This is a genomic window from Cecembia calidifontis (assembly GCF_004216715.1).
Taxonomy (GTDB): domain Bacteria; phylum Bacteroidota; class Bacteroidia; order Cytophagales; family Cyclobacteriaceae; genus Cecembia_A; species Cecembia_A calidifontis.
This window is the reverse complement of record NZ_SGXG01000001.1, coordinates 4,033,331-4,052,645: the sequence shown is the minus strand read 5'-3', so window position 1 is coordinate 4,052,645 and position 19,315 is coordinate 4,033,331. Positions and strand designations below refer to the sequence as shown.

At 40.4% G+C, this 19,315-nt stretch carries 17 protein-coding genes; 2 read left to right on the top strand and 15 right to left on the bottom strand.

What is annotated here, in order from left to right; genetic code table 11:
- Positions 1–221: 221 nt before the first annotated feature.
- Together BC751_RS17380 and BC751_RS17375 are read right to left on the bottom strand one after the other, a co-directional pair.
- Positions 222–878 carry a Crp/Fnr family transcriptional regulator gene (locus BC751_RS17380; protein ID WP_130276740.1) on the bottom strand — a complete coding sequence of 219 codons (657 nt, stop codon included), beginning with the start codon at positions 876–878 and terminating at the stop codon, positions 222–224.
- A 115-nt stretch (positions 879–993) separates the two neighbouring features.
- Positions 994–1,755, bottom strand: coding sequence for an SDR family NAD(P)-dependent oxidoreductase (locus tag BC751_RS17375; protein ID WP_130276739.1), 762 nt, complete (start codon positions 1,753–1,755; stop codon positions 994–996).
- Between the two features lie 160 nt (positions 1,756–1,915).
- On the opposite strand from BC751_RS17375, the gene BC751_RS17370 reads away from it, so the two are divergent.
- On the top strand, positions 1,916–2,743 hold the full coding sequence (locus BC751_RS17370) for a universal stress protein (RefSeq protein WP_130276738.1): 828 nt from the start codon (positions 1,916–1,918) through the stop codon (positions 2,741–2,743).
- Between the two features lie 97 nt (positions 2,744–2,840).
- Here BC751_RS17370 and BC751_RS17365 read toward each other — a convergent pair whose 3' ends face one another.
- The 3 genes from BC751_RS17365 to BC751_RS17355 all read right to left on the bottom strand — a co-directional run bounded on the left by BC751_RS17365 (position 2,841) and on the right by BC751_RS17355 (position 6,034).
- Positions 2,841–4,484, bottom strand: coding sequence for a Na/Pi cotransporter family protein (locus BC751_RS17365; protein WP_130276737.1), 1,644 nt, complete (start codon positions 4,482–4,484; stop codon positions 2,841–2,843).
- A gap of 62 nt (positions 4,485–4,546) precedes the next feature.
- Complete coding sequence (locus tag BC751_RS17360; protein WP_130276736.1) at positions 4,547–5,107, bottom strand: PepSY-associated TM helix domain-containing protein; 561 nt, start codon at positions 5,105–5,107, stop codon at positions 4,547–4,549.
- Between the two features lie 78 nt (positions 5,108–5,185).
- Positions 5,186–6,034, bottom strand: coding sequence for a hydroxymethylglutaryl-CoA lyase (locus BC751_RS17355; protein WP_130276735.1), 849 nt, complete (start codon positions 6,032–6,034; stop codon positions 5,186–5,188).
- A 367-nt stretch (positions 6,035–6,401) separates the two neighbouring features.
- On the opposite strand from BC751_RS17355, the gene BC751_RS17350 reads away from it, so the two are divergent.
- Positions 6,402–7,415, top strand: a complete 1,014-nt coding sequence (locus BC751_RS17350) for a Gfo/Idh/MocA family protein (protein ID WP_130276734.1) — start codon at positions 6,402–6,404, stop codon at positions 7,413–7,415.
- Between the two features lie 20 nt (positions 7,416–7,435).
- Here BC751_RS17350 and BC751_RS17345 read toward each other — a convergent pair whose 3' ends face one another.
- The 10 genes from BC751_RS17345 to BC751_RS17300 all read right to left on the bottom strand — a co-directional run bounded on the left by BC751_RS17345 (position 7,436) and on the right by BC751_RS17300 (position 19,281).
- A complete protein-coding gene (locus BC751_RS17345) occupies positions 7,436–7,930 on the bottom strand; it encodes a c-type cytochrome (protein WP_130276733.1) in 495 nt (164 codons plus the stop codon).
- Between the two features lie 22 nt (positions 7,931–7,952).
- Positions 7,953–8,618 carry a tetratricopeptide repeat protein gene (locus tag BC751_RS17340; protein WP_130276732.1) on the bottom strand — a complete coding sequence of 222 codons (666 nt, stop codon included), beginning with the start codon at positions 8,616–8,618 and terminating at the stop codon, positions 7,953–7,955.
- A complete protein-coding gene (locus tag BC751_RS17335) occupies positions 8,606–9,961 on the bottom strand; it encodes a tetratricopeptide repeat protein (RefSeq protein WP_130276731.1) in 1,356 nt (451 codons plus the stop codon). The genes BC751_RS17340 and BC751_RS17335 overlap by 13 nt, the downstream gene beginning before the upstream one ends.
- On the bottom strand, positions 9,943–12,126 hold the full coding sequence (locus tag BC751_RS17330) for an urea transporter (protein ID WP_130276730.1): 2,184 nt from the start codon (positions 12,124–12,126) through the stop codon (positions 9,943–9,945). Before BC751_RS17330 ends, BC751_RS17335 begins: the two co-directional genes overlap by 19 nt.
- A 17-nt stretch (positions 12,127–12,143) precedes the next feature.
- On the bottom strand, positions 12,144–13,502 hold the full coding sequence (locus tag BC751_RS17325) for an alanine racemase (RefSeq protein WP_130276729.1): 1,359 nt from the start codon (positions 13,500–13,502) through the stop codon (positions 12,144–12,146).
- Positions 13,503–13,521: 19 nt separating this feature from the next.
- Positions 13,522–14,562: an ATP-grasp domain-containing protein gene (locus BC751_RS17320; RefSeq protein WP_130276728.1), complete on the bottom strand. Its 1,041-nt coding sequence runs from the start codon at positions 14,560–14,562 to the stop codon at positions 13,522–13,524.
- A 1-nt stretch (position 14,563) separates the two neighbouring features.
- Positions 14,564–14,812, bottom strand: a complete 249-nt coding sequence (locus BC751_RS17315) for a PqqD family protein (protein ID WP_130276727.1) — start codon at positions 14,810–14,812, stop codon at positions 14,564–14,566.
- A 372-nt stretch (positions 14,813–15,184) separates the two neighbouring features.
- Positions 15,185–15,817: an NAD(P)H-dependent oxidoreductase gene (locus tag BC751_RS17310; RefSeq protein ID WP_130276726.1), complete on the bottom strand. Its 633-nt coding sequence runs from the start codon at positions 15,815–15,817 to the stop codon at positions 15,185–15,187.
- Positions 15,818–15,994: 177 nt separating this feature from the next.
- Positions 15,995–16,270: a sll1863 family stress response protein gene (locus BC751_RS17305; protein ID WP_130276725.1), complete on the bottom strand. Its 276-nt coding sequence runs from the start codon at positions 16,268–16,270 to the stop codon at positions 15,995–15,997.
- Positions 16,271–16,401: 131 nt separating this feature from the next.
- Complete coding sequence (locus BC751_RS17300) at positions 16,402–19,281, bottom strand: ligand-binding sensor domain-containing protein (RefSeq protein ID WP_130276724.1); 2,880 nt, start codon at positions 19,279–19,281, stop codon at positions 16,402–16,404.
- Between the last annotated feature and the right edge of the window lie 34 nt (positions 19,282–19,315).

Below are 19,315 nucleotides of genomic sequence, written 5' to 3'. Positions count from 1 at the left end.
TCGAAAAACGCTGAAAAGATTTGGACAATTACAAGGACGAATGAAGATGAAAACCTTTACCTAAGATCATATTCATTCAGTCATTGATTTTGATTTAAATTTTTAACCCAATGTAAAAGAATCAAAAAGACGACTAATCTTCCTTCTATTTTTCTAGTATTGACCTGTGGGATTACAAATCCGCCATATCACTTCCCGAAATTACAAATTTCGGGAAGCTTTTAAGCACTGATCAACTCCTCGAAGTCGTCTCTGATATAAATGATATTTCTACCTAATTCAATCCACTTTTTCTTTTCCAACTGCTTTAAAAGTCTGGAAATCACTTCTCTGGATGTGCCCAATTCATTGGCAATTTCCTGATGGGTGATATGGAGTTCATTGGTTTTATGCTGCTTCATCTTGGTGACTATATAGCGCATCAACCTTTCATCCATTCTCTTGAAAGCTACGGCATCCAAAGCTATCAGCATTTCCTGGAACCTGTTTTGGTAAGTCATGGCTACAAAATCTTTCCACTGCTTGAATTGATCCAGCCATTGTTCATGTTTGGCGATTGGAATACCTAGGATGACGGTTTTTTCTTCAGCTACAGCCTTGATTTCACTGGGTTTGGAGGCAGAACAACAGGTCAAAGACAAAGCACAAGTTTCCCCAGGCTCCAGGTAATAAAGGAACAACTCTTTTCCATCTTCGTCCATTCTTAGGATTTTGATTGCTCCTTCCAGTACGATCGGAACCATTTTGATGAATTGACCGGGTTCGGTAATAATTTTACCCGGTAAGAACTCATAGATAGTGCCATTTTCCAAAAGTGCATTCAATAAGTTGGGGTCTGTGATATTCGGGAGTTTAACTTTGAGTTCCTCTAGTTCCATATTGTAATTTTTGGTTAAAAGTAGGTTTTGGTGTTCCCCTAATTTAGTGATAAATGTTACAATAGAAAAAGGCCGGATAATTTACCCGGCCCTTTTCAACCACCAAACCTATTATTTAAGCACTAAAACCACCGTCAACCACGAAAGTCGCTCCGGTAATATATTTTGCATTATCGGAGGCCAGATAGGCCGCCATATTCGCAATATCTTCATTGACAGCATACCGGCCCAACGGGACCATGCTTTCAAAGCCTTTTTTGACTTGCTCACCTGCCCCTGGTGCCATTTGGTCTTCCAGAGAGCGCATCATCCTATTTTCCACTGGTCCTGGATGGATGGTGTTGACACGGATATTGAACGGGGCACCTTCTTTGGCTGCTACCCGCATGGTTCCGATTACCGCATGTTTACTGGTCGTATAAGCCACCATTTTTGCGGTTCCCGTTAATCCTGCTACCGAAGAAGTGATCATAATTGCCCCACCAGCCTTTTGCATGTGAGGGAAGGCATATTTTAATCCCAGCCAACCCCCCTTGACGTTCACGTTCATCACCAGGTCAAATTCCTCCTCAGAATATTCGGTCAATGGTTTTACCACACCTTCAGTACCGGCATTTAGGAAGACAATATCCAACTGCCCGAATAATGCAACAGCTTTATCAGTGTAGGCTTTAACATCTGAAGGCTTGCTTACATTGGATGCATGCGTATGTATCCTTTTGTCCGCAAGTTCTTTTTTTGCCTCTTCAAGGTTTTTCTCGCTCAAGTCTACCAAAAGTATTCCGGCAGCCCCTTCATTCAAAAACAGCTTGGCAGTTGCTTTTCCGATTCCTCCTGCTCCTCCGGTGATGATGGCGTATTTTCCTTTTAAAGTCATGGCTAAGTAATTTTGGTTTATTAATCTTACAGATCAAATTTAGTTCTCTGATTGTTTTTTTCTGACAGTAATAATCAGGCTATTACATGATTTTCATCAGGGTTTGGCAGCAAGGATTTTTGGATATTTGGCTTAAGAGATAACCAAAACTAACGCAGCCATGAAACGTATCATTGTTCCTATCGATTTCTCTTCTTATGCTGATAGCGCCTTCTTAACGGCACTTAAAATTGCTGACAAAGAGAACAGCAGTATAACCTGTGTCAATGTTGTGAATTCAGCACTGGACTGGAAAAACCTGAGTGCAGATAAAAAGAAACAACATCCCGATATCCTGGATGCAGAGGCTGAAGCCAAGGATAAATTAAAAGCTTATGTCATGGAACATAAATTGGGAGGTGTACCGGTAGAATCGGTTGTAGGGGTTGGGGTTCCTCATGAAATCATTCTTGATGTAGCCAACAAACACAAAGCTGATCTAATAGTCCTTGGAGCCCACGGCAAAGAGCATAGTAAAGAAAAATTTGTAGGCTCAAACCTTCAAAAAGTGATCAGGAATGCGGATTGCCCCGTATTGGCAGTCAAAAAAGCCATGAATGGTAACCACCTTAGAAAAATGGTTTTTGCTTCCATGTTCAATGAAGAATCCAAGCCGGCATTCGTAAAAATGAAGCCCTTTATCAAAGCCTTCCATACCTCGGTCCATTTCCTTTTTGTCAATACCCCAAGTGCCTTTGTCAATTCCAGCGAGGCACAAAAAAGGATGGACCACTATGCTAAAGGATTAGAGGATATGGTCATTCACAAGCATATTTACTGCCATCAGGAACCCGAAAAAGGTATCATTGAGTTTGCCGAAAGCCATAAAATCGGTTTTATCGGTATTGCTTCTTCTGATAGGACAGGGAAAAGTTCTTACCAGATAGGAGTGACGGATACAGTCCTTTATAAAACTGAAATCCCGGTACTAAGCGTAAAATTTGAATAAAACCCCAGCAAGAAAAGCCTACAAAGCTTTTGAGGTTACTTAGATTCTGATTGAAGGAAATTTTATTCCATTTCAAAAGGATGAAAAGTAACCTTTTTTATTCCACATCAAGCACTTCTTTTTTCTTCAGTTTCCAATAAATACTGGAACTGCCCAGGTTATCCAGACTGGATATTACCTGTTTGATGACATTGGTCAAGGTAGAAACCGGAAATTCCGGTGTAGTGGTTTTAATGATTTCATAAAGGTCATGGATCCATTTTTTATACTGCTTGGCATTATCACCTACCCAGTCAGGTGCCGGTACTTGGGGATCTTCTTCATGAATGTATTTTTTCACTTTTCCAATGAAGTCAAAGGTGTATTTTTTTAGCTTTTCATAGTATTCCCTGGCGATAGGATCATCCTCATCTGCCATGTCTTCTATGTTGTGCATGACATCCTTCAGGTCCTTGGCTGCATAAACCATGGTTCTCAAGGTAAGCATCAGTGATGTTAGCAATTTTGCTTCTTCTAAAGTGAGGTTTTGTTCCTGAAGGTCAATGTGATAAGCGGTTAATTCATCCTCCAGTTTTTTGATGGCCCGATATTCTGCCATCAGGTCTTTTGGCTGGAATAATATTTTTCTCCAAATGGATACATTATTATTGCCATATCCATCCCAGACATTTACCATAAAATTGATGGTTTTGTCAAAAGCTACCTGTATTTCTTTCTTCAGTGCAGCTATGGCTGCTTCAGGAATCTGAACGCTTACATTTTTGATATATAGGGAAACACCTTCCGGTTCCGCAGAAGTAAACCTGGTTTTTAGCCATTTCTCCAGCTGGGAAATAAAAGGGAAAAACAGAATGATGCCTATCAAATTGATAACCGTATTTAAGAGCACAAGTTCCATCAAGGGATCTTTGATAGAGAATACGGACATGGTGACATCTACGAGTTGACGGACAAATGCAAATACCAAAATTCCAGTAATCAAATTGAATAGAAAATGGGACAAAGCAAGCCTCTTTTTATCAGCTGACCCATTCAATGAGCCTATTGCTACGGTGATGGTCGTACCGATATTAGCTCCAATAATCAAAACAGCACCTTCCAATAAGGTGATCAAGCCTGCGCTCATAGAGCTTAGAATAATCACCACCATGGCTGAACTAGATTGGATCAGCGCTGTCACCACAATTCCTATGAGGAGATAGATCCATAAGCCATATTGATGGAATCTTTCCAGATCAATTTGATCTGCAACTGCCTCTATGGCTGTTTTCATAAAGTCCAGGCCCAAAAAAAGCAAACCAAAACCCACCAAAAAAATACCGGTCTCTCGCACTTGGGGCCTACTGGAAAAAAACAGGGAAAAAATACTGCCTAAGGCTAAAAAAGGCATGGCGAAATCTGCCACACTGAGTTTAAATCCAAGGGTAGCCACTATCCAGGCCGTTACGGTGGTTCCTAAATTTGCGCCCATTATTACTCCTATCGCATTCTTGAGTTGGATTACCCCTGCTCCCAAAAAGGCCAAAACCATCAAGGTCACCAAAGAACTGCTTTGAAGAACCGCTGTGATCAGTGTTCCGATCAGGATGCCTTTGATGGAGGAGTCCGTGAACCGCTGCAGTAGGTTTCTGAAGGACTTACCTCCCAGTTCTTTGATGGCATTTTCCAATTGGTGCATGCCCCAAAGAAAAATGCCTATACCAGCGAAGAATTGCCAAAAATCAAAAACCTCTTTTTCCATATTAGGGCCACGCTTTTAAGCAAATATAAAAATAAGGCTAAAAAAACCTGTTTGCTAAAGTTTTATCCAGATCCTTTTTTGAGCTTTTTGATTCTTTTGGGATTGTACCATAAATAAAACCCCGATATCCCTAAAAAGATCAAAGCTAAAGAGGTCAAAGTAGAATAGATCAACTTGCTGTTTTCGGAATCTGTCCTGCTCAAAAAATCCAGGATACTTCCGTCATGAATTTTTTCAATCAGGTCTGAATTCCGCTGGGCTACAGATACTATTTCCCCTGAATAGCCGTCTATTTGGATTTCAGTGAAGTGGTATTTAAAAATGATTTTGACAATGCCCTTGTCCGGGCGGATATCCAAGCGGTCAATTTCGCTTTCTTTATGTAAGCTATCCCGCATATAGTGACTGCCAATCTCCAGGATTTTTTCAACAGGAATCCAATTTGAGGGCGTTTCCACCCTGGTTTTTTGTGTTTTTGGTATTAAATGCAGTTCTTTTTTCCAAGCCAATAATATGGCAGTGATTCCTATCAGGATAAGAAAAACAACAAATGGAATGCTGATCCATTTGTGGATTCGTCGGTGGATCCTGGTAATATTGGCTATTATGGAAATTCTGTTCATGAGCTTCTGTTTCCAAAGATAAACCTATCCTTAGCGCAAAGAAAAATTAAACTTCAAGCGGTTAATTTTGAGGATTGATCAGCCAAAAACCGCCTGGGCCAACTTCATGGCTTCAGAAAATTCGTTTTTATCCAAATTGGGGGCATATCCGTTTTCTTCCAATATTCTGATCAGGTTTTCAGTCGCTACGTTTCCTACCAGTTCATCTTTTGCCATAGGACATCCTCCATAACCTTTAAGGGCTCCATCAAATCTTCTGCAGCCTGCTTTTAATGCAGCCTCAATTTTCGGTTTTAAATCTTGTGGCCTAGTGTGGAGATGCATTCCAAATTCAATTTGAGGATAAGCCTGTGCATTAACCTGATAGAGTTCAGCTATAAGTGAAGGCTCTGCAGTACCAATGGTGTCAGCAAAGGAAATGATTTTTATTTCCAGGTCGTGGAGGTGTTGTACAAATTCAGCAACAAGATCCGGAGAGTAGGGGTCTCCATAAGGATTTCCAAAACCCATACTCAGGTAGGTGACCAAGGTTTTACCTTTATTTTCACATAGATTTTGGATTTCCTCTACTGTTTCAAGAGCTTTCTGAATGGACCTGTTGGTATTTCTTTGTTGGAATGTTTCGGAAACCGATAACGGGAAGCCCAGGTAATCAATTTCCTCAAACAATAAAGCTTCATTGGCCCCCCTTTCGTTGGCTACAATGGCAAGTAGCTTTGATTTGGATTGGTGCAGGTCCAATAAAGAAAGAACCTCTGCGGTATCCCTCATTTGGGGAATGGCTTTAGGGCTTACAAAACTACCGAAATCAATGGTGTCAAAACCTACCTGTAGCAACTGATTGATATAAGCTGCTTTTATGGCCGTATCAATGAAAACTTCTCTGCCCTGCATCGCATCTCTAGGGCATTCTATCAATTTTATCATGGCTTGAAGCTAAGGCCAGTATTGTCAATTTCCAAAAATCAGGTGTTTTTGTGCCTTACTTTGTTTTTGAGACTATCCTTATATGCCCCAAATGGTGTTTACAATGCCAAGAATACACCCTAAAAGTACCAACAGGGTATTTTAATTGTTCGGTCATAAAAGGTAATCGTTACAACAGTGAAGGTGTTGATGCTTTGTTACTTAAATTTAAAGGATTTTGATATGATTTTTTCAAATTTTTCCAGAAGTTTTCTTTATGGACATGGCTTTTAGTTTTTCCAGGAAAATTATTTTCGAAGATTATTTTGAACTCATTGAATAGTTGGATATCGGTTTTCGGGCTTTACAAATTTGCGTATATTTCAAAATGAAAAAAATACAGGATAATGAAGTCAGATGGGGTGTGATTGGGGTTGGAAATGTGTGTGAAAGAAAATCTGCCCCTGCGATGAACTTGGTGCCCCACAGCAAATTGGTGGCAGTCATGCGAAGGGATGAGGAAAAGGTTAAGGATTATGCCAAGAGGCATGGGGTTGCCAAATGGTATACCTCTGCACAGGAACTCATTGAAGATCCTGAGGTAAATGCCGTTTATATTGCAACTCCTCCCCACATGCATCTTCCCTATGCCAGATTGGCGGCGCAATTCGGGAAACCTGTTTATGTGGAAAAACCCATGGCTAGAAACTTTGCTGAATGTCAGGAAATGATAGCTGTTTGTGAAAAAGCAAATGTGCCACTTTATGTTGCCTATTACCGAAGGGCCTTACCTCATTTTTTAAAAATCAAGAAACTGATAAATGATGGAGCTATAGGGGAGGTGAGGACTGTTCATATCAATTTAAAACAGGTATTGAGGCCGGATGTGGTTGTTCACTTGGAAAACAACTGGAGGGTTGATCCCCGGATTGCGGGAGGGGGGTATTTTTTTGACCTGGCTTCCCATCAACTGGACCTGCTGGATTTCTTTTTCGGTCCCATTATTAAAGCGCATGGAATTGCTGTCAATCAGGCCAAAGCTTACGAAGCAGAGGACATGGTTGCAGGAAGTTTTTTATTTGAAAGCGGAGTACTTGGTACAGGGAATTGGTGCTTCAGTTCTTCTAAAGATGCCCAGATAGATGAAGTGGTTATTTATGGCAGCAAGGGCAAAATTACTTTCGAAACTTTTGGAAAAGGTGCATTTATTCTGGAGGCTGATCTGGATTCATTGCAGCATTTTGAATTGGAACTTCCTTATCATATACAGCAGCCTTTGATTCAAAGTATTGTGGAGGACTTGCTGGGTACGGGTGAATGTGCCAGTACCGGATTGACCGGGGCCAGGACCAATTGGGTGATGGATGAAATGGTGAAATCCTTCTATGATAAAAAATCATAGAAGGATTCTAATATGAGAGTTTAGCCTTTTTTAAATGCTTCCCATTTCTTTTTCCATTCTTCTGAAGAGAGGTCATTGTCATAAATGTAGGCAGCGATCAATTTTATATCATCCTCATCTACATAAATACCCGGCATAAGGCCGAAATTTTTTATGGCCCCCTTCATTCTGGATTTTTCTTCACTGGGATTTTTGACAAAACTCACTATACCGGCAATGAATTCGTCTTTCGAAACCCCTTCATGGTAATAATGTCGGCGGACCATAAACATAGGCGGTCCAAGCCTGCTCTGAGGGCCTCCTGTCATATCAGGGTTGTGGCAGCTGAAACATTGCTGTGCCATCAACTTGAGGGCTTTGATGTCATGTTCTTGCTCAATTGGAAGTAAGATATTGGCCCCCTCTTTTGATGGGGATTGAAGTGCGTCTTTTGCCTGGACTGATACAAGAACTATCAATCCCAAAGTAATAAGGACCAACCTGAAAGTTGCGGGGAAATTAAACTGGGGCTTCATATTTTTTTGATGTGATGATGTTCTATTTGATCAATTTTAGTCCCTCCAGTGCTGACTCATCCTCAGGATGGTACATCAATACTTTCTGGAACAGTACTTTAGACTCGCGCATCTTCTGAAGGTACAACTTATTCCAGGCCAACAAGAGCAAGCCGTCATAATCAAATGGATAGAGGTTGACCACTTTCTCGATGTAAGGATCTGCTTTGTCATAATTGCCCCTATTGTAATAAATCAAGCCCATCCTATAATTGACCAATGAATTTTGGGGGTCAATCTGCAGGATTTTCTGGTAGATTTCGATGATCTTGTCCCATTCTCCCTGCACGGATAGGGGTAATACCAAGCCCAACTTGGGTTCTATGGCATAAGGCTTGAGATTTACTGCCTTCTGATAGTAGTCAATTGATTCTTTCAGCTGCCCGCCCTGATAGCTGAGCCAACCCAAACGTAGATTGATCTCGTAGCTATCATCTTGGTAGACTGATCTTAGCTGATCTGCAGCAGATTTGAAATTTCCCTTTTTTTCCAGGTCATAACTCTTCTTAAATGCATGAATGATATTTTCCTGGGCCATTGTCTGACCTGCCAATAATAGGGCTAGGACAATGAAGACATATTTCACAGGCCTGAACAGTATTTGCTGAAATCCTGCTGTCTGATTTGAGATTGGGATTAAAATTTCCATGATGATATCGCGGTTATGGAATGAATTTGATAATTCTTTTGATTGAAGTTTTCTCCTGTGAAAGGAACCTGAATAAATTGACTCTGATTGCTCATGTAAGAATAATCCAAGGTCAATGACCATTTTGGGGCAGGGAGCAATATCAGTCTTCCCCCCAATCTTTGCTTGACCAGATCCATGCGGTTAAAAATGACAAGGCCATCTTTCAGGAAAAAATTTTCCAATTCGCCAAAGGTGCCATAAGCTTCTGCCCAAAGCCAATTATTTATTTTTGCCCCAATTTGTTGATCTAAAATGGTTCTATTATTGATATTGCCATCCTTGTAATCCTGATTTTGGTAAGACCCCGTGGTTATGGTATAGAGGTTTAGGTTTCCAAAAGGATACAAGATCAACCGGATATCGGTCTGATTCTGTATGAAATCAGCAACGGTACCTCTATAATAGCTGGCACCCAATGTGATGAAATCAAACCTTTTGTAAAGAGAAGCAAAGGCTACCAGGTCATTATTGTTGACCCGGGTGGCTACGGAGCGGATGGTTGGCCTTCCCGGTGAACCACTCACGATTTGAGTGATGGAATTGTACCCGGAATTGATAAAATGGATTCCTCCCGATACGCTAAACCCTTTGGCAACCAAAAGATTGGCGCTGGCATAGTATTGATGTAGAGTAGAGGGGAAATCATTTTCCTTAACAGCTTCTTCAGAGGCCTGTACGTACCTGAGGTGGCTTACCTGGAGGTGGGAATATCCATGATAAAAAGACAACCTCGGGGAAAGATGGTGTTGCAAGCCAATAAAGAAGTAGTGGTGTTGCCTGGGAATGAATTGCGCACCATCCCTATCTAAAGGAACATTGCTGGTAAAATCATCAAGAATTGCCGGATCTGCTATCCCCGTGTAATTGTAGGCCAAGTCCAAACCTGTCACAAAACCCGGTTGATCTGTATTTGTTTTCCTTTTTAACGAATCAGGGAAGCTTGAAGCCAAAACCTGGGCATCTGCTTGTCTTCCGGAAAACAGATAGGAATAATAAAGATACTCCTTGACATATTCCTCGGTATAATTCATTTCCAGAGCTTTTTCAAAATGCCGGGCAGCCAAATGGTAATTTTGTTTCTCATAATAGGCTATGCCCATCCTTACCCTGAGGTAGTAATAATCCATGCCCTGATTCAAGGCTTGATTTCCTTCAGCAATCAGTCCATCCCAGTTTTTTTGCAGGAATAGCTCATAAGTGACTCTATCCACTTCCGAAAGACTCTTCTGCTGTTGGGCATATACGACTTTTGGCCAGGTAAGCATCAAGATGATGCCCATGGCTAGGATGCTTCTATCCATGATAAATCATGTTTTGAACTTTTGGATGGAAACTGAAATCTTTTGATTCCAGTATGATCTAAGACAAATTCAAAAGAGGAAGTCTCTAAACTCCTTCCGAAGGAGCTCTTGATAACTTTACTCTTTAATTCAAGGGGCTTAAGCGAAAGTCCCTTACCATTTTCCGGGTATTTCAAGCTGTAATCTCCTTTCAGGTATCGGTAGAACGGGGCGAAAAAGTCCTGAAGGATTATTTTTCTTGGGTCAAAAATGATATTTACAGGAAAGCTGTCTTTTAATTCCAGCCCGTTGGTAAAACCAAAGCTGACTTTGTAGGCAGCCAAAAAGAATAGGTACAAAACAGATTTGCGGTCACCTTCAAAATGGGTGAAATGGAGCATAGCATCATCCAGTCTGAAATAGGCTTTTGACCCACTTGTTTCACATTCCAAATACCTGATAAGGGTGTAATAATCTCTTTTTACATGCCATACAATTTCTTTTCCATCTTCATCATTGAACTTCAATTGATCCCCTATCACAAAGGAGAAGGCCTTTTTAAGAACAGGATGTGGCGTCAAAGAGGATACCACTGCGCCCATGGGAGGATTGGCTACAGACTTTAAGGATTCCTTTCCCTGATATCTCATCCATACATCTGAAAGTGGGTAATCTATGGTTTTAGAGCCGATATAAGGGGTCGCTTGAATTTGGAAATGAAGATGAGGGTAGGGAGAATTACCTGAATTTCCCATTCTGGCTATGATATCCCCTCTTTTTACCTTATCTCCTTTTTTGGGAATGATGCTTCCTTTTTTCAAATGGCTCAATTTACTGTAAAGAAAATCGGCATGCTTGATGATGATTGTATTTCCCCAATTTTTTTCCAGATTTCTGGTTCCAATGGGATTTTCTTCAATCTCATTGACCACTTCCTCTATTGTGCCATCGGCCGGAGCCAAAATGTTCTTGTCATAACCGTAATAATCAGAAGGAAAATCCCCTTGATTTTTAAAGGTTTTACCTTCTTCATCCATAATTTCAAAATCCCAAGCATGCTTCCAGTCATCCTTGTGGGTATAGGGGCCATTGTGTCCTTGAGTGACTGTCCATTCGCCAAAAAATGGGAGATAGATGGGTATAGGGCTTTTCTTACCGAAACGTTCCATAAAATTCGTGAATTGGTAGAGGTTTTTTTCCGGGGAGTTCTGCTGCCAGAAAATGGTACTCAGGCCAATCCTGTTGTCTGTTCTAAATTTCAGTCCATACAAAACTGTCAAAACGGCCAGATTAAAGGGGAAAGAATGAACGGGCAAATAAAAAATGTTTAATATTTCCTGCAAAGAAATACTAAGCACAGTGACCATAGGAATGATCAGCAGAAGGCTGAGGTAAGAGCTTTTGTTCGGAATTATAAAAAAACCTCCCAATGCTACAGCGGTAAGTATGTAATTGAAGCCGATGTAACTAAATGAGATTTCTGTAAAGGGCACTTTTAGTAAAAAATAAAAGAGGTAGGCAGTATAGAAGCCCAACAAAGAAAGGGTAAACCCTATCCTGGAATAAATCAGTAAGCCTAAGGCAGCAAATACCCCGGCGAAAACGTTTTGTTGAAAAAAGATGGCCCCTAAGGATAGAAAGTAGGTTTTGAGTGAAGAGGGGAATGGAATCTGATTCCACCATTCATACATGGTTACCAGTTTGCTTCCTCCCAAAATGTATAATTCATTGAGTACATAAATCCCCCTTTCGCTCAAACCCAAAGCTTCGAACTGACGGGATGCCAAGCGAAGAAGCCAAAAAACTGTAATGAAGGGCAAACTCAGAAAAGGCAGGCCATATTTCCCCAAAAAGCCCTCAAAGGCCAGGGAAATAAATAGGGTCAATATCCCGGAAACTACGATCAGAAAGAGCAACAATGGTCCCGGCTGAAAGTAAATGGCCAAACCCACACCCACGAGCAGAGCGTTAAAACCATAATAACCCTGACGTATGTTGAATTCATAGAGTCCAATGAAATAGGCCGTCAGGAGTGCTGTGGCCACGGAAATCAAGCCGTAAAGCCCCACATAGAAATCAATAAAGGTCAATAACAAAAGGATGATTCCAAACCATTTGTTGTTGGAAAAGAATACCTGTGCATAGCTATTGAACAGGGCCTGTGGGAACCATTGGAGCCTTTTCATGGTCTACCGTAATCCATTTAAATATGGAAGTTTTTGAGGTGCTCAGGTGTAATTTCCTGGGAATTGATGGTTTCTAAAGTTTCCTGCTTTCTGATCAGGTGGGCTTTGCCATCTTTGTCCAGAAGAATGATGTTTGGGCGCATATTGATGAATTGGAGCCATTGGGTATTATTGTAAGCTCCAACTCTCCTTATGACATAATGGTCACCTTTTTTAAGGAGAGGAAACATCACATTGCCCCTGATGACATCTATATTCATACACAAAGGACCATAGATGGTAGTGTCTTCACTCTGCTCTGAAATAGGCTCGATGGGCCGTATATCATGTTCATACCAAAATGCGGTAAAGAGCAGGTTGACACCAGCATCAATGATGGTAGCCCTTCTTCCATCGGAAAGCCTTTTGTTAGCAAGGACTGTACCTGCCAGATAACCTGCTTCATCTATCAGTGCCCTTCCTGTCTCCAGTAGGAGCATTGGCAGATGCTCCGGTTTGATTTCGGAACTGAGCAATGCAGCCGTAATGGCTTCGGCAAAATCATCAAAGGAAGGTGCGGTGTCCGTTCCGGGGTAATAAGCCCCCCGCAGGGTGTTTTTAGAAGCAAATCCGCCTCCCATATCAATGTACTGAATGACATGCCCATGTTTTTTTTCCAGACCAACAGTCAATTGGGCCAATTTGGATGCTGCGATCCGATATGCCTCTGTGGTCATCATGTAAGTACCTATGTGGGTGTGGAGTCCTATGAGATCCAGGTTTTTGCTGGCCATTATCCTATTAAGAGCATCCCAAGCTTCTCCGTTCTCAAAGTTGAAACCAAACCGGTCCCATTTAGGATAAATTCCCACATCCATATTGACCCGGATGGCTACTTTAGGCCTTTCTTTCATCTCCTTGGATAGATGGATGATTTCATAAAGTTCATCGAAATGGTCAATATGGATCAAAGAACTGTTTTGAATGGCTTTTCGGAGATCTTCCGTGCTTTTGTCAGGTCCATTGAAAATGACCATTTCACCCGGAACACCATTGGCAATCGCTTTGTCATATTCAAAGCCTGAAACTACCTCAGCCCATGCTCCTTCCTGATGAAAAATGTTGCAAATGGCATTGAGATAGTTGGTTTTATAAGACCAGGCAAATTGTACTTTTGGATAGCGTGAACTGAATGCCCTGTATGCTTCCTTGTAAGTCCGGCGGATGGTAGTTTCCGAAAGGATGAAAAGGGGAGATCCAAATTCATCAATCAGTGATTTTATAGAAACTCCGTCTATATGGGAAATAGGGTCCAGTTTCCTTGCCATGCCATATTTGCTGGGCAATCCGGCATTAAGTCTTTGGATGATGGGTCTTTCAAAAGTTAACTTTTCCATGGCTTTGAAGAATTTATTGTTAGAGCTCACCTTTGGTGGCCAATTGTTCAAATTCGTGTAAATCGGTAATCATGTCAAAAGAATATCTTATGAACATCTTTCCGACCTGATATCCTTGGAAAGGCTTTACGTCTTCACCTAAGGCAAGTCGGACCAATGCCTCAGGAAGGTTTTGGCCGGCGGCAACAGCCAGATAAACCCAAGCAGGTAATCTGGGGTTGATTTCGATCATATAGAGTTCGTCTTTGGATGTTCGGATTAGCTCCAATTCCATTCCTCCCCTCCATTGGGTCTGGGATATGATCTTATCAGTCAATTCCATCATTGCCGGATCTTCCAAAGTGATGCCGCCCCAGGCTTTTCCTTTGTCTGTGATGTAAGTTTTTCGCATGGGTACAGCACCAATGGTATTGCCTTTACCATCTCCAAGGGCTATGACATTTACCTCCGTCCCTTTGACAAATTCCTGAATTACAATAGGTAGCCCCCACTTGGCGGCAATCTTATTAAAGTACATAGCGACTTGATCCAAATCATAAGCTATATGAGCATCGTAAAACTTGCCCTTTACTACTACCGGGAATTCGAATTTGTCACGGTGCTGTACAAAATCCTGAACACTCGTGATTGGCTCGCTGTATGGAACTTTCACTCCGTATTTTTTGCCATATTCCGGCAGGTTGGATTTATGTCTTTCTTCAAATTGCTTTAAAGTTGGCAGGAATGTCTTGATGCCCATATCCTGAAGTACTTTTTCAGACTTCATAAAGGTGAAAAGCTCCGAATCAAAATTGGGAATCAGAACATCCAGATGTTCTCTTTCCTGAATGTACCGAAGCCGGTCCAGCAAGGGTTCCACACCGTCCGAAGGGTAGGGGACTTTATAGGTTTTGTCCACCAGGTCATGCATGTAGGCTCCAGGCTCCAGGTTTTCGTAAGCCAAACCAACAATCCTTGCATTCAATATTTTGGAATCCTTAATGCCCCGAATTACCGGGATTCCAGGACCAGGGCTGTCGATGTTGTTGAGGCCGGAAAGACCTATGGTTAATTTTTTCATCTCAGTCAGGTTCAGTAAGATGGAATAGCTTCAAAGTGGCAAGGAAGTCGTAATAATACCTTTCAAATGTTTCGGCATCCACTTCGTATTTTTCCAAAATATGCTTTGATACAGCCTCAAAAGACTGCCCATTTTTGATCAATTGGAGAATCTCCAATCCTATTGGATTCAGTGAATAGGACTCCCCGGAAAGCGGGTCGAAAACAAATCCTGAATCACTGATGGCGATATTTTTCCTGATTTTAAGCATAGTCGTAACGGTCGTGATATTCGAAACTTCATCCTAATAAAGATAAAAAATATAGTTAGTCCTTTTTATGACATTTGTCACCTGAATGCATGAATTTTCCCGAATTTGAAAGGCGATGTGAAGGAGTTGGCATAAAAAAAATGCACCGATTAAGTTGGGTTTTTAAAGAGTAAATTGAAATACCCAATTCCTACCTTGATCCTTACATTTTTAACAAAGCAAGTCTTTGAAAAATCTTTCTTTGAGGAATAAATGGGATTCGGAAAAACTGATTTTTCTCCTCTTGCAGAGGAAAATAATGATATCTTATGTGGATTGTTTTACAGGATTCAAAGATAAAAAATCCCAGCCTTTAATGACCGGGATTTTAAGTTAAATCTTGATAAACAATTTGTCTTTTGGCCTTCTTACTTTTTTGGCATTTACCATATGGTCTTCTTTCTCGTCTCTATACCCCAATGCCAGCAAGGCGGTACTACCCATTCCTTGTTCATTTAGCCCTAAGATGCGGTCCACTTCTTTGGCATTGAAGCCTTCCATGGGCGTGCTGTCCACTTTTTCCTCTGCAGCGGCAACCAAAGCAGTTCCCAGCGCGATATAGGCTTGCTTGGATGCCCAGCCGAATTGTTCCTCCTCTGTCTGTTTTCCAAAATGGCTTTTCAAAAAGTTGGCATATTGTTCTAATGAACCTTGCTCTAAGTTCCGCTCTTTATACACCATATCAAAATAGGTGTCGATTTGATCCGCTGTAACTTTTTTCCAGGCTGCAAATACTAACAAATGGGATCCTTCCACTACTTGTGGTTGTTTAAAAGCTGCTTCATGGAGTTTTTCCCTTGTTTCTTTGTCCTCTATGACCAAAATGGTAAATGGTTGAAGTCCATTGGAGGTGGCTGTCAATCTGATGGCTTCCAGAATATTTTCCAATTTTTCAGCTGGCACTTTTTGACCGTTCATTCTTTTGGCCGCATAGCGCCAATGTAAACTATTTATGGTATGGTTCATTTTGTTGTTGTATTAACTTATGTATATACATTTAATTTTAAAAATTGGTTCATTACTGATTATTATTTTTTGATGTTGTTAGGATAAATTTTTACTGGATCAAAAAAGACGAAAATAACTTTGAGACCAGCTAATATATACATGTAAAAAGGGAGTCTCTGCTCCCTTTTTAAATAATCAATCAAACAACTTGCTCAGTTTTGAAAAACCTTCTTTGAAAGAATCTCCCGCTGAGGCAAATAGATGTTTGGCCTCTTCCCATTTGTCTTCTGCTTCATGGGAAAGTTCTTCGTATTTTGCCTGCAGCTCTGCTTTTTTTGCTTTCAGTTCAGCCATTTTTTCCATGTATTCAGCTTTAGCTTCGGCTTTGGAGCTTTCGAATTTGGCTTCGAGGATTTCAATTTGATCTTTCATTTCCTCTAATTGTCTTTTTGCTTTTTCTTTGAGGCTCATATCTTCTTTAGGGTTAAAGTTTTTATAAAAATAACCATATTGTCCCTCAGTTCCATTGGAAAGGTTGGAAAAAATTGATTGAATAGCATTAATCTAAAATTTCGCTTTAAAGGTTTTTGGAAAATGATTTTTTAGAATTTCAAAATGAATTCCTGAAGGTTTTCACTTCTTTCCAACTGAAGTTTCTTTCTCAACCGGTAACGCGCTATTTCCACTCCCCGGGGACTGATATTCATCAAATACGCAATTTCCTTAGTGGAAAGATTCATTCTCAGATAGGCAGTCAATTTGATTTCCTGTGGACTTAAAGTCGGATGAGCTTTCTTGAACCTATCCATGAAATCCCCATGAACTTGATCAAAATGGATCTCAAACTGATGCCAATCATCATCTTCCGCTATATTTTTATCTATACTTTGAATGACTTTTTGAAGCTCATTTTTTACCTCCTGGTTTTTACTTTTTTTGATGATTTGGGCTAAATGGCTTTTTGTCTGATCAATAAACCCGTTTTTGTTCAATAAGTGCATGGTAGCAGATGCCAGTTCCTTGTTTTTGCTCTGGATTTCTGCTTCTAATTTTTCGGTTTTTAGTTTTTTTAATTCCTTTTGTGAATTTTTGAGATCATTGGATTTTTGTTCCAATTCTTTTCTTTGTTCAGCGGTGATGGCCTGGGTCTTTTTTTGGTATTGTTTGTCCACTCTTCTGGAAACAATAAATAAGGCCAAAATGGCGGCTGACAAATAAAAAAACCAGGCCGTTGTTGTCCTGTACCAAGGAGGCAATACCGTAAAAGTAAATGGTATGGCCTCTGAAATCTGGCCATATAAATCTTTGCTTTGAAGATAAAATGTATAATTACCTTCGCTCAAATTGGTATAGGCTTTATCCCTCTTTTGGGTCCAATCTCCAAATTCTTTTTCCAGTCCTTCCAACCAAAATCTGAATTGTGTGGTATTTTCATTGTTTGGAATGCTATTGGTAAATTCAAAGCGTATATCAGCTTGGTTAAAAGGGAGCTGTAAACCCTTGCCTTTGCTTTCTGATCCGAATTTTTGTTCCATCAATTCTACATGCTTTCCCAAGGCCAAAAGTGAATCACTGGGTTTGGTCAAATAAACTGCCTTAATAAAAGTCGGATAGGGGGGAGGCAACACCTTATTGATATCAAGCTTGTACCAGATAAATCCTTCATTGGCTGCGAAAATCACCTCATTGGACCTCAGCAGGGATACATTTTGCAGGTCATCATTCAATAGGGGAATTATTTTATTGAATATCTGATGGTTTTTTTGATAAGAACCATCTGCTTGTTTTTCCAATACCCCAACTTCCATGCTTCCGATATAAAAAATATTGCCAATAGGATCTTCAACCAAACTGGTGACCAAGAAGTCCTTTTCAAAATATGGATTAAGGACCTGATCTTTTTCAAACCGGTTTGTTGCTGGGTTATACACATAAATTCCATATTCTGTGGTAAAGACAAGCCTGCCCCCAATTTTCCAAACGGAATTCAACAAATTGGTTGGTAAGCCGTCTTTGTTTCCGTAAAACCTTGCCGTAACTTCTGTGAGGTCTTCAGAAAGGGTCAATTTATAGACCCCTTTATATCCATGTGACATCCATAGGTTTCCTAATTCATCTTGTTGGATCAGTCTAGATGATTCTTCAAACCCTTTTATTTTTCTGATAAAGGCGTATTTTCCTTCCTTTTCCTCAAATAAAGCCAGTCCATTGTATGTGCCAGCTATGATTAATTTGGGGTTATCTTTTAATGGTAGAAAACACCATATCCCTTTTATTCCCGGGATGTATTCCGCCCTGTTGTTTTTTATTAAATATGCACCCTCATTGTGTCCCAGCAAAAGATTTTTTTCAATGAGGCCAAAACTATAAGCCTGTCCTTCAGAATTGGAGATTTTGGTCAATATTTCTCCATTGGCGGAGATTTTGTTGACCTCCACATTGGTCCCAAGGTATATCTCATCCTCAAAAAACTTTGCAGTGTAACCGGTACCGAAAACGCCTTTTTGTGGACCGATCAATCTAAATGGTAAGCTTAATTCAAGAAGTGTAATCCCATTGTTGTGTCCCAGCCATAAATTGCCCCCTCTATCTTCAAAAATTGAAATCACCGTATTGTTTTGCAATCCCTTTTCCAGATTCATATGGAGTTCCAGGCTGCCATTTTCTTTGATAATATAGATACCATCATATTGCGTTCCGATGGCGATATTTCCATTTCTAAGTCTAATGGCTTTATTGACTTTACTGAATTTGGGAAGCGCAGTAGGTGTCCAGGCTGATAGGTTTTGTGTAGTCAAAAGGAAAACCTGACCTTTTTCTGTAAAAATTTTTAATGCCCCTGTAGTACTTTCAAGAATTCCACTGATCAGATCATTTTTGAGACTGGGAATGTCTGAAATAAGAATGGCCTTATTTTTTTCGAGTTTCATTAAGCCCCTTTCAGAATCCTGAAAATAAAGCTGATTATTACTCAGGTGAAAACTTTCAAAATCTCCCAAGCTTTCAACGATGTTCACCAAGGAACCATTTTGGTCAAAAATGAAAATGTTTTTAAAAGTACAGAATACATATTTTCCATTTATTTTAAACACTTTCCAAACCTCCTCCACATTTTGGTATTTCAAGGGTAATTGGGGAAGCCAAGAAATGAATTCCAAGTATCCGATTTTATTGGGTCGAAAATATCCCAATTGCCCTTGACCTGCAATGTAAACCCTTCCGTTGTTCTCAATGAGTAAGTCCCTGATCTTAGTGCTATTGGGTAGCGCATACCTGTCCCAGGAGGTCCCATCGTATTCCAAAAGACCGAAATTATTGGCCACGTAAATCAAACCATTTTGATCTTGACCAATGGAGAAATTCTGGATGCCACCATTGTATTCCTTACTGGAGTAATATTTTGAAAATGGTATGCCAAATTCCTGTGCCTGAACTTGGATGATGAGGGAAAAGAAAAGAATACTCTGTAGAACCTTTGTCATTTGGTTTGATATCATTGAAGGACTGATTTGAAAT